We start from the raw sequence: 11,085 nt of genomic DNA on the forward strand, positions 1-11,085 counted from the left end.
ATGAAAGGATTACTATGGAACTCATATTGAGAGATGAAAAGTATTTTGAGCAGTACAGGGAATATTTTGTCAATGATTTTTTCGTTAATATACTATCACAAAAGGTTGCTAAACAGGTAATGTTAGCAACCTTTTTAAAAATAGAATTATAGGGATATCCAGTATCTCTTTATTACACTATTATCAACACAAACATCTTTTTCGTAAATTCCACCATTTGCAAGGATTGTTTTTTCACTAGCGATATTATCACAATCACAAGTAATCATTACTTTACTGATGCCATATTTTTTGCAGTTATGTAAATTTAGACGTAACATTTCCTTAGCATAGCCCTTTTTTCTTTCAGTGGGACGAACGGAATATCCTATATGACCTCCCCAGACACTTAAGATAGGGTGATTGATATGATGTCTTAAATCAATTATCCCAACAATCTTATTATCAGACAAGCGAACAGCTATGTAAACATTCGATAGTACTCTGTCTTTTGGGCAAGTTTCTTCATTCTCCATTATATCAGCAGTTTTTATCCATTCTTCTGCTGAAGAACATTCTCTTAAATTGTTACAACCTGCAAAGCAATCATGATCATTTGAATCTAATATTTCTTGGCGAAATTTTAAAATATCTTCTGCATATTCCATTGTTGGTTTTATTAAAATAATATCTGTCATAATTCAATACCCCTAATCTAAATGCAACTAATCATTTTCAATCCCCAAAAATGAACATAAATTCTCTGTTGTCGTATCCTCTAAGTTTTGTCCATCTTCTTTTGGAATTGAATTTGGTAATTGCGTTGGTTTTGATAGTTTTAAACTTGTTGTCGTTTGCATTCCTGCCATAATCATAGTCAGTACTAATATTCTTGTTCCATCTGGTGTAACAAGAATTTGAGATTTTGTCTCAGATGATTCCTCTGCATTGTCAGAATCATCACTAGTTAAATTATCTTGTTTATCTTCTTGTTTTTCAGTTTTATCTAGCTTAGTATCAAATAGATTTGAAAATTCGTTTCGACGTGCATTCGTTTGCAAATACGCCACATTGCTACTGTAATAGTGTTGCATATTAATTTTCATATTATATGGATCTCCCTTCATTTTTTGTAAAAAGTATTAAGAAAAAATAATGTTCAATCCATTGAATTTTGTGCTATCCATAGCTATTTATTTATATATCGTCTTAAAATATATAAATCTTAATTATTAAAACTAATAATAGCCAATTACGAAGAGTTTCGCAATTACCTATTCAAACTTAAAAGTCAAAAGAAGTGGGAAACTGTTACTTTTCACACTTAACATTCATAGCAACAGAAAAATAATTGATTTAGTATAGAAATGAATAATGTATGTATGTAAGAGATGTGATACAATAACTCATATAACGAAATTGCAAAGATTATTAGAGCATGTAGAACAGTATAATAATCATGCAAACATGCTCAAAGAGTCAACAGGAGGAATCGAAATATGAACGAAGACATTCAACAATATATAGAAAAGTACTCTGAGGAGATAAAAAGCTTATTTATCAACTTACGAACATTGATTTTTAATAGTGTTTCAGCGGATATCGAGGAGAAGCTATGGGCAAAGCTGCCAAGCTATTATGTGGGTAAAAAATTTGTGCGGATTATTCCGTTTAAAGATCATATAAATGTTGAGGCAACAGCAGTTATACAATTTAAGTCAGAACTGAGTGACTATAAGTTAACACCAAAAGGAATGTTGCAAATATATAGTAATCAAACTATACCAGAGGACATATTACAGCAGATATTTATTGAAACATTGTTGCTGTAAGGGTGGTTTGCATGCATAATTGTAACTTAAAGTACGAAATCCGGAATAGTTACATATCAGAATAAAATCAAAGAGGTGAAACAATGCGAAACGAAAAAGAAATGTATAATCTGATTTTAGATATAGCGAATAAGGATGAACGAATCCTCGCAGTATATATGAATGGTTCAAGAACGAATGAAAATGCTCCGAAAGATATATTTCAGGACTATGATATTGTCTATGTGGTCAAGGAAACTGCCAGTTTTAGAGAAGACAGAACGTATATGGAACGGTTCGGAGAAATCTTATATATGCAATACCCAGAGGAACATCCCGATTATCCAAGTGATATAGAAAACGTATATGGCTGGCTAGTACAATTTGCTGACGGAAATAGAATTGATTTGCATGTAGAAACAGTAGAACATGCAAAAGAGCATATAAAAGACGATAAGCTTTGCAGAATACTTTTAGATAAAGAAAACATATTACCTGAAATCCCAGAAGCAACAGATGCAGACTATTATGTAAAGAAGCCTACAAAGGAACAGTACTTGGCAGTTTGCAATGAGTTCTGGTGGTGCCTTAATAATGTGGCAAAAGGACTTTGGCGTGAGGAGATGCCATATGTTCAGGATATGACCAATTTCCATGTGAGAAAGCAGTTAGAAAACATGTTATCATGGAAAATTGGTATCCATACAGATTTTTCAGTTGGCGTGGGAAAGTCAGCAAAATATATGTATCAGTGGTTAGAAGAGGAAGAATGGGAAGCGTATCTTTCAACTTACTTTTCGGGAAATATTATAAGTGCATGGGATGCGATAATGAAGATGTGTGATTTGTTTGAAAAGATAGCATGCTATGTGGGTGAGAAGTTAGGATATACATATGAAGAGTTGGAAGGCAAAAATTCCAGAGCATTTCTGGAACATGTAAGGCAATTGTCAAGAGATGCGAAAGAGATATATTAACGACATTATACAAAGGTTGTACGTGAACTGTAAAGCTAACTACATAGGAATCCTATATTATATTAATACGAGGAGATATTGATATGAACAGCAGTAAAGCATTTGATGATGTAATACATTACCTTGAAAACATCATATATGATGGCAGTGAGATTGATTATAATGAAATTACAAAGATTACGCTGAGTCCGGCAGCATTATTTCAGCGCATTTTTATCTTTGTATCTGGAATAAGCATTTCGGATTATGTAAGGAAACGAAGATTGACGTTAGCTGGAAAGGATTTGAAGTATAACGATAGTTCAGTTTTAGATGTGGCTATAAAATATGGCTTTCAATCACACTCAGCATTTTCACGTGCGTTTAAAGAATTTCATGATATTACACCGTCGGAAGCGAAAGAGGAATCTGCTAAACTAAATGAGTATCTCCCAATTAACTTCTCAGATATGAGATTTATAGGAGGAAAGCGCATAATGGCAGAAATGAAAAAGATTATTTACAAAGAAGTAGAGGAACGTTTAATGGTTGGTATGCATCGTGAAACCTCTTTTTTTGAAGGAGGTAACATGTGGAAGGAATTTTTTGAAGGTGATACACTTAAAAAAATGTCGGTGCTATCGGAGGTTAAATGCTGTGATGATATTGATGCAAATGATGGCATTGGTTTCATGTACAATTTTACTGATATGAATAACTTTAATGCTATTATTGGGGATTTTGTGCGAGCTGATGCAGAAATACCTGATGGACTATATAAAAAATATATTCCAAAAGGATTAACGGCACAAGTTCAAATAGAAGGAAGCAATATTGCAGAGATACTTGATACTGCATATCTATTAATCACAGAAGCCATTGAGAAAACAGGAAAAGAAATTGATCATGATAATTTTTACTGGTGTGAAGTATATACACATGAGCGTTATAGTGAACACTTAAAACGAGGCGAGAAAGTAATAATTGATTATATAATGCCTGTGAAAGAATGTAGTGAGTAAGATCAGAATTTACACTGTATGTAATGCAAGGAGGAAGTTATCATGTGTACAAGTTTTACATGGCGAAAAGATAATGTGTTAGTAGGCATGAATTTTGACAATAATGGTGTACCATTCTCATTGTCAATGAAAGACCCAAGGCAATTTGTTGTTTGTGTAGGTGGAGCACCTTGTTTTGGAGTGAATAGTAATGGTTCATTTATCAATCATTTAATGGTTGATTCCAATGAAGACGGGGGTTATAAAAGAGGCAAGAATATTGTCCATACGATAAAATTAATGACTGATATACTAAGTAATAAGTTAGCACAGGAGAACATAGGAGACTTTTTATCGGAGAAAGAAGTTGTAAATGTTCCGAACCATAGTTGCCATAGCATGATTTCTGATAAAAGCGGAAATGTATGGATTGTTGAGCCAGGGAGAGGAATTATGTATAGTCCTGCTGATGAATCTTCATATTGTTTGATGACTAATTTTTCATTGCATGATTATAAGTTAAGTGGAAATATAGAAGGCAGTGGCATGGATAGATATAAGTCTGCGGATTATCTACTGAGCAATGCAAATGATTTAGATGTAGCAAAAGCTTTTGAAATATTGGAAGCAGCAAAGCAAAGTGAAGGAGAATGGCTTACGGCATTTTCAATGGTTTACTCTCAAAAAGAAAATGCTGTATATTATTGTTATAATGGTGATTATCAAAATATACAGAAGTTTGTTTTTGGGTAGCTAAATTGAAGTTCAAAGAATTATATGTTGTATAACTTGAAACATGACAAGAGATTAGAATCAATAGGAGAAATATATGTATTTATATCATTACTATGATAAATCTATTGGGCCATTCAAAAATCTGTCTGATGTCCCAATAGAGGAAGCAAACAAAATACTTAATGAAATAGCACGAACAAAACCCAATGTGCAGTGTGCGAAAAGGTCACCTGAATATATGGAAGCTCGATTATATTATGAAAATATATTAAGGAGTGAATTCAAGAAAAAAGGCGGAGTAATAAAGAGAAATGCTCCACATTATATGGTTATTGAGCATAGCCCATGGCTAAGTACTTGGTTTGAAAATGGTGCTTTTATAAAGATACCGATTGAAGAGTTTGATTTGAGAAGTGTCTCATTTACATACGGAGATTCGCATCCGACGTTTAGTCCAAGAGTGAATGATGGAAAGGAATATCGCAAGAAGCTCTACACGTATGATGAAATATTAGAGATTATTGAGAAGTATGGTTTGCCACAAGACTGGAATGATGATGGACAATATGGGCCAGAAAGATATATTGAGGCACATATATGGAGTGATGACGTATTCGCTCTTTATGGTAAAGACAATATAGCGGTGAAATGATATGCTTGTTCTTGGAGGTGATGAAAATGGATTTGATTAAAGTTGGAAGATTTATATCAGAACTGCGAAAGGAAAAAAGACTTACTCAAGAGCAATTAGGTGAAAAGATAGGTGTGACCAATAAAACAATTTCACGTTGGGAGACTGGAACATATATGCCACCAGCGGATGCATTGTTAATAATGAGTGAGCTATTCTCTGTTAACATAAATGAAATTTTAAGTGGAAAAAGATTGCAACCTGAAGAATATAAGGAGGCAGCGGAAGAAAATTTAAAGCAAACCATTAGAATAAGCAGTTTTACATTAAAAGATAAAATCGACTTCTATAAGAAAAAGTGGTTGAAAGAGCATATTGCGCTTATGATATTTGGGGGATTACTTGTCATTGGGATATTGGTAGCAGGTCTTGTAGTGAAGAATAGTTTATTAGGTTATATTTCAATAGTACTATTACTAATTTTTCATGCAATAAGAAACAATAGGATGATGGCATATGTTGAACAAAATGCATATGATGGAACTGGAAATATAAATGTGTAAATAGTACAATGAAATTAGGGCTGTTTGCCGAAAGTAATATTTTATGGTTATAACGCTTACGTGATAAATAAATAATGAGGAGAGGAGGAATTTTGATTATGATAACAGAAAAAATAGAAATTCAAAATATGCAAAAAGAAGATATTAATGAAGCTGTAAACCTTTGGATTAAGCAACATTATTTATATTGTACAGGAGAGAATTTTCCGCAATATTGGTGTGAAAACACAGAAGAAATCAGGATTACACTTGAAAACCAAATCCAAAGTAACAATGCTTTAGTTGCAAAAAGGGATAATCAAATTGTAGGCTTTTTAGGTTTCTTTGTTTTTGATTTTCACTGCGAAAAATCAGTTCTTTGTAATATCACCTCTCATTCAGCAGAGGAAGATAGTAAAGAGCAAATATACCTTGAGCTTTACAAACATGCTTCAAAGCTTTGGGTAGAGCAAAATATCTTCAATCATCTATGGATGTTTTTTTATCAAGATGAGAGACTAAAGTCATTCCTATATGATTTTGGTTTTGGTTCTCACGTTGTTGATGCTTATTCAAGACCAAACGAAGTTAATGTTATGTGCGAATGTTCGTATTCCATACGACTTGCGACATTAGATGATTTAATGGCAATGCAGGAGATTGTTGATGAATCTGCTTTATACTATAAAAAGGAACCGCTGTTTTTAAAACGAGAAGTAGTATCGTCTGATAAACTCCGCTCTTTGATTGAACGAAATAATATTTTCATTGTCTGTGATGGTGATAATATTATTGGTTTTATGAATATTAATCGTTCAGAAGAAAATGATGCGGAAATATTGTCTGTAATCAACTATGGTATGATTGATGAACTTGGTGCATATATAAAACCTGAATATAGAGGGAAAAATGTTGGTGTGCATTTACTTGGTATGATTTTTAAATATTGTAGAGAAAATAAAATGGATTTAATCCACGTTAGTTTTGAAACAGCCAATCCGTTTGCCAATCATTTTTGGAGAAAATATTTTACTCCAACGATTTTATCGGTACGTAGGACAATTAATAAAGATGCCAATAGTTAGAATTTTTTCGAGCTGACGTACAGCACTCGATAAATCACCTCGTGAGCCTGTAAATGAGACTAGCGATTTCATTTGCAGGCTCTTTACATTCATTTTCTATCCATTTTAAAATAACGCGGTAACTTCCGTATATATAGAATTCCTTTTTATAATCAATCAAATCGGACGAATCATGTTCAAATCCAGAGGTAATGGCGGCTGAAATAGCAGGCTGTTTAAGAATGGTTTCCAAAAAATCAGAATTAGACTGATTTCTCAGAATAATACTACATTCCCAAATGTTCATGGCAACATATTCAAGTGCCTTTATTAAAGAATCGGGTTTATCTGTGGAAAGGAAAAAACTTAGCTTTTCATAGAAATCCTGATTGATTTCATCGAGTAACGCATACGGATTTTCATAATATTTATAAAATGTAGCACGATTCACATCCGCTATATTACAGAGTTCACGGACTGTTATACTTTGGATATCGTTCTTTTCTAATAACCTAAGAAATGCTTCTTTTATCATTCTTTTTGTAAGTTGTACTCGTCTATTATCTTTTATATTCATATAAATAACCATACCTTTCGTGCCATCCGCTCAAAAATCTCTTAACTTTTTCTAAACAGTAAACATTTTTACCGTAAATGTATACTTAATAACAAAAATAAAAACACTGTTGGTTGTAAAGTAGACATGTGTTTATTATAATACAAAATATAGATTATTCAAGGGAGGAATTTAATAAACATGAAGAAATTTTCAGAGATACTTGTTAAAGGAAGATATGTTCTGCTTGCTATCTTTATATTGTTTGCAGGAATAAGTGTGTTTCTTATGCAGAAAGTAAATGTAAATGAAGATATGTCAAAGTATTTGCCAAGCGATTCGAGCATGAGAGCAGGGGTAGATATTTTGAAAGAGGAATTTCCGAATTCGGCTATGGAGTTAGGAGATAGTACGATTCAGATTATGTTCAAAGGGCTTAATGAGGAACAAAAATTGAAGATGGTGGAAAATCTTCAGAATGTAAACTATATTGAAACTGTGACTTATGAGGAACAAAGTGAGGATTATAACAGTGGCGAATATACATTATATAAGATTGCAACGTCTTATGATTATTCGTCTGATGAAATGAAAGAAGTGTTTCAAGTTCTCGATAAAGAGTATGTAGATAATTATGACTGTGTGTATGTGACAGATCAAACAAATGAAGCTATTCCACCGTGGATGATTGCAGTTCTGCTTGTTATCTTAGTCATAATTATGTTGTTAATGTGCGGATCATGGATTGAACCATTTTTATTCTTAGCATCAATTGGTGTTGCAGTACTTATTAACATGGGAACGAATGCATTCCTACCAAGTGTATCAAGTACAACACATTCCATTGCAGCAATTTTACAGTTAGTGTTATCTATGGATTACTCTATCATCTTGTCAAACAGATATCGACAAGCATGTAAAACAAACGATAGTAGGGTAGAAGCAATGAAGGAAGCTATTCATGTGGCAATGCCTTCTGTATGCAGTAGTGCACTTACTACGATTGTAGGATTGTTAGCATTAGTATTTATGAGCTTTAAAATTGGAGCTGACCTTGGTACGGTACTAGCAAAGGGTGTATTCATTAGTTTAATTTGTGTATTCACAGTATTGCCTGGTTTAATGCTTATCTTAGATAAACTAATAGACAAAACAGCAAAACCTGCACTTACCATTCCAATGGGAGGACTCGCAAAATTCTGTTATAAGGCAAGATACATTGTTGCTGGCGTATTTGCAGTTCTTTTTGTAGTGTTGTTCATATTGAAAGATAGTGCAGGTATTTCTTATGGAATGGAGGCAGTGAATGATGTTAATAAAGTATTCCCGACTTCCAATTCTATTGTAGTTATGTATGAGAACGATGATGAAGAGAACATGACCCAGTTAGTAAATCAGATTGCAGAATTAGAGGGCATTAACTCGGTTCAAAGTTATGCAAACACGTTAGGAATCAAATATACGGCAGATGAACTTGTTGGAATGTTTTCTGCATCGGAAGATATGGCATCATTCGGTATCTCTGGGGATATTGTAAAATTGCTTTATTATGATTGCTATGGTGATAAATCGCAGGATTATATGACAGCAGAACAATTTATGGGTGTGGTTGCGAATCTTATGATGAATGAAACCTATGCCGGTCAGATTGATGACGAAACAAAGGCAATGTTTTCACAATATGCGGAAAATATCATTGCACTAAGTGGAGATACCTTATATTCTGCTTCTGAGATGGCAGCATTTATCGGAGGATTTACAGATCAATTAAGCGAGAATTATATTACGTTACTATATGAAATGTGTTTTAGCAATGTTAATTTTGATAATAGCTGGACATTTACGCTAGAGGAATTATTTACACAGCTTGAGTCTTCTGCTGTTTTTGCAAGCCTTATACCAGAAGAACAAATGATGCAAATAAATGAGATGGGAACACAATTGGCAGCAGGAAAGAGTCAGTTAGTGGGAGAAAACTATTCTCTATGTTCTATCACTACCAAGCTAAAAGATGGAAGTGATGAGGTTATGGAATTAATGGAGAGTTTGGATAAATTATGTGATAGCAAACTTTCTAAAGGGTATTATATGATTGGAAATATTCCTATGGAATATGAGATGTCACTAACATTTAGCAAGGAGTTAAACAAGATAACGTTAATTACAGCTGTAGCAATTTTCATCGTTGTATTAATTTCCTTCCGTTCTATATTGATACCGTTAGTACTTGTTTTAGTAATACAGGGTTCCGTATATGCAACCATGATTGTTATGAAGATAATGGGTATCAATATGATGTATCTAGCTTTATTAATTGTTCAAAGTATCTTAATGGGAGCAACGATTGACTATGCAATTGTATTTGCCAGCTACTTCAAGGAAAAACGAATGGACAGAGATTTACTGCCTGCACTTACAAGTTCATTCCAAGGCTCAATTCGAACAATTCTTACATCAAGTCTTATCATGATATTTGCAACAGGGATTTTAGGATATGCATTTGCTGACCCTTCAATCGGTCAGATCTGTCATATTATCGCAATTGGCGTTACTTGTGCACTTGTAGTTATCTTGGTATTCCTGCCTTGTATATTGGCGGCACTGGATCGATTTATTACGAAAAGGGAAAGTTGATTGTAGCTGACTGGCTAGATTCTGTAGCTGTGAACGTTTTGTGTGAACAGTAACTTTTATTTTGACACATAGACACAAGGGATTTCAGGCTCCTTGACAACTTCTATACCATTTGCTATAATATCCATACAAATAGGTGCTACCGAACAACAAACGGTTCACCTCAGTTACTGGTTAATCAAATTAGCAACCACTACTTTGGCTAGGGGCGGTTGCTTTTTTGATGTTTATCTTTATTAGTGGATTGTCGAATGCTGATTACTGTTACGATAATACTGATAACACCAACAACAATTCCGACTACACCAACTAATGTCTCTAACATCTTATGTACCTTTCAACGTATTTTCCATAGTATCACCTCCAAGAATACAGGAAGTTCTCAATATGAATATATTGGCGAAAGGTGAACCGCATACCGTTTAGGTAGCACCCTAGAAAACATAATAGCATAGAATGTGGTAAGTATCAATAAGCCTTACTGAAACTTTTATATCGGAAATACGCCCTTTCAAGCAAGCCGAGCCAGCTCGATTACACTACGTTCCATCTCGCTGTGGGCTGTCGCCCAATAAGCCTAAAATAAAAATCAGTTGGAAGAACACAAGTGTCCTTCCAACTGATTTTTATTTTATCCTTACTCGGCTTCTAGCTTAACCAAAGTATCTATTCAACAACCCTTCAAAAGCTTTACCATGTCTAGCTTCATCCTTCGCCATCTCATGAACTGTATCATGGATAGCATCTAAGTCAGCAGCCTTAGCACGTTTTGCAAGATCAAATTTACCAGCAGTAGCACCGTTCTCAGCGTCTACTCTTAATTGAAGATTTTTCTTAGTGCTGTCAGTGATAACTTCACCTAATAATTCAGCGAATTTTGCAGCATGTTCTGCTTCTTCAAAAGCAGCTTTTTCATAATACATACCGATTTCTGGATAACCTTCTCTATGAGCAACACGAGCCATGGCAAGATACATACCAACTTCAGTACATTCTCCAGTGAAGTTGTCTCTTAAATCTTTAAGAATATCCTCGCTAACGCCTTGTGCAACACCAACAACATGTTCAGCAGCCCAAGATTTTTCTCCTGATTGCTCAGTGAATTTTTCAGGACCTACTCCACAGATTGGACATTTATCTGGTGCAGAATCTCCTTCATGAACATAACCACAGATT

Annotated in this window: 12 protein-coding genes; 8 read left to right on the forward strand and 4 right to left on the reverse strand. The window is 34.0% G+C overall.

What is annotated here, in order from left to right; genetic code table 11:
- Positions 1–146 precede the first annotated feature (146 nt).
- Together RMR19_RS03000 and RMR19_RS03005 are read right to left on the reverse strand one after the other, a co-directional pair.
- A complete protein-coding gene (locus RMR19_RS03000) occupies positions 147–677 on the reverse strand; it encodes a GNAT family N-acetyltransferase (protein ID WP_310602009.1) in 531 nt (176 codons plus the stop codon).
- A gap of 27 nt (positions 678–704) precedes the next feature.
- Positions 705–1,085, reverse strand: coding sequence for a hypothetical protein (locus RMR19_RS03005; RefSeq protein ID WP_310602010.1), 381 nt, complete (start codon positions 1,083–1,085; stop codon positions 705–707).
- Positions 1,086–1,478: 393 nt separating this feature from the next.
- Here RMR19_RS03005 and RMR19_RS03010 point away from each other — a divergent pair, with 393 nt between their 5' ends.
- From RMR19_RS03010 to RMR19_RS03040, 7 genes are all read left to right on the forward strand, one after another.
- Complete coding sequence (locus RMR19_RS03010) at positions 1,479–1,811, forward strand: DUF1801 domain-containing protein (RefSeq protein ID WP_310602011.1); 333 nt, start codon at positions 1,479–1,481, stop codon at positions 1,809–1,811.
- Between the two features lie 83 nt (positions 1,812–1,894).
- Positions 1,895–2,767, forward strand: a complete 873-nt coding sequence (locus tag RMR19_RS03015) for an aminoglycoside 6-adenylyltransferase (RefSeq protein WP_310602012.1) — start codon at positions 1,895–1,897, stop codon at positions 2,765–2,767.
- An 83-nt stretch (positions 2,768–2,850) separates the two neighbouring features.
- A complete protein-coding gene (locus tag RMR19_RS03020) occupies positions 2,851–3,768 on the forward strand; it encodes a helix-turn-helix domain-containing protein (protein WP_310602013.1) in 918 nt (305 codons plus the stop codon).
- Between the two features lie 42 nt (positions 3,769–3,810).
- Positions 3,811–4,500 (forward strand): hypothetical protein, encoded by a 690-nt coding sequence (locus RMR19_RS03025; protein WP_310602014.1) that lies wholly within the window; start codon positions 3,811–3,813, stop codon positions 4,498–4,500.
- A gap of 76 nt (positions 4,501–4,576) precedes the next feature.
- Entirely contained in the window at positions 4,577–5,134 is a 558-nt protein-coding gene (locus RMR19_RS03030; RefSeq protein ID WP_310602015.1) for a hypothetical protein, read from the forward strand.
- A gap of 26 nt (positions 5,135–5,160) precedes the next feature.
- Entirely contained in the window at positions 5,161–5,676 is a 516-nt protein-coding gene (locus tag RMR19_RS03035; protein ID WP_310602016.1) for a helix-turn-helix domain-containing protein, read from the forward strand.
- Between the two features lie 98 nt (positions 5,677–5,774).
- A complete protein-coding gene (locus RMR19_RS03040) occupies positions 5,775–6,740 on the forward strand; it encodes a GNAT family N-acetyltransferase (protein ID WP_310602017.1) in 966 nt (321 codons plus the stop codon).
- A 34-nt stretch (positions 6,741–6,774) separates the two neighbouring features.
- Here RMR19_RS03040 and RMR19_RS03045 read toward each other — a convergent pair whose 3' ends face one another.
- Entirely contained in the window at positions 6,775–7,296 is a 522-nt protein-coding gene (locus RMR19_RS03045; RefSeq protein WP_310602018.1) for a TetR/AcrR family transcriptional regulator, read from the reverse strand.
- A 180-nt stretch (positions 7,297–7,476) separates the two neighbouring features.
- Between RMR19_RS03045 and RMR19_RS03050 the strand changes: the two genes are divergently transcribed.
- Complete coding sequence (locus RMR19_RS03050) at positions 7,477–9,909, forward strand: efflux RND transporter permease subunit (RefSeq protein ID WP_310602019.1); 2,433 nt, start codon at positions 7,477–7,479, stop codon at positions 9,907–9,909.
- Between the two features lie 653 nt (positions 9,910–10,562).
- Here the strand turns inward: RMR19_RS03050 and RMR19_RS03055 are convergent.
- Entirely contained in the window at positions 10,563–11,084 is a 522-nt protein-coding gene (locus tag RMR19_RS03055; protein ID WP_310602020.1) for an NADH peroxidase, read from the reverse strand.
- Between the last annotated feature and the right edge of the window lies 1 nt (position 11,085).

The organism is Anaerosporobacter sp., from assembly GCF_031551385.1.
Lineage (GTDB): Bacteria > Bacillota > Clostridia > Lachnospirales > Lachnospiraceae > Anaerosporobacter.

Bases quoted from the DNA above. Each gene is read 5' to 3' on its own strand.
- RMR19_RS03000 (WP_310602009.1), bottom strand. From the start codon at position 677: ATGACAGATATTATTTTAATAAAACCAACAATGGAATATGCAGAAGAT.
- RMR19_RS03005 (WP_310602010.1), bottom strand. From the start codon at position 1,085: ATGAAAATTAATATGCAACACTATTACAGTAGCAATGTGGCGTATTTG.
- RMR19_RS03010 (WP_310602011.1), top strand. From the start codon at position 1,479: ATGAACGAAGACATTCAACAATATATAGAAAAGTACTCTGAGGAGATA.
- RMR19_RS03015 (WP_310602012.1), top strand. From the start codon at position 1,895: ATGCGAAACGAAAAAGAAATGTATAATCTGATTTTAGATATAGCGAAT.
- RMR19_RS03020 (WP_310602013.1), top strand. From the start codon at position 2,851: ATGAACAGCAGTAAAGCATTTGATGATGTAATACATTACCTTGAAAAC.
- RMR19_RS03025 (WP_310602014.1), top strand. From the start codon at position 3,811: ATGTGTACAAGTTTTACATGGCGAAAAGATAATGTGTTAGTAGGCATG.
- RMR19_RS03030 (WP_310602015.1), top strand. From the start codon at position 4,577: ATGTATTTATATCATTACTATGATAAATCTATTGGGCCATTCAAAAAT.
- RMR19_RS03035 (WP_310602016.1), top strand. From the start codon at position 5,161: ATGGATTTGATTAAAGTTGGAAGATTTATATCAGAACTGCGAAAGGAA.
- RMR19_RS03040 (WP_310602017.1), top strand. From the start codon at position 5,775: ATGATAACAGAAAAAATAGAAATTCAAAATATGCAAAAAGAAGATATT.
- RMR19_RS03045 (WP_310602018.1), bottom strand. From the start codon at position 7,296: ATGAATATAAAAGATAATAGACGAGTACAACTTACAAAAAGAATGATA.
- RMR19_RS03050 (WP_310602019.1), top strand. From the start codon at position 7,477: ATGAAGAAATTTTCAGAGATACTTGTTAAAGGAAGATATGTTCTGCTT.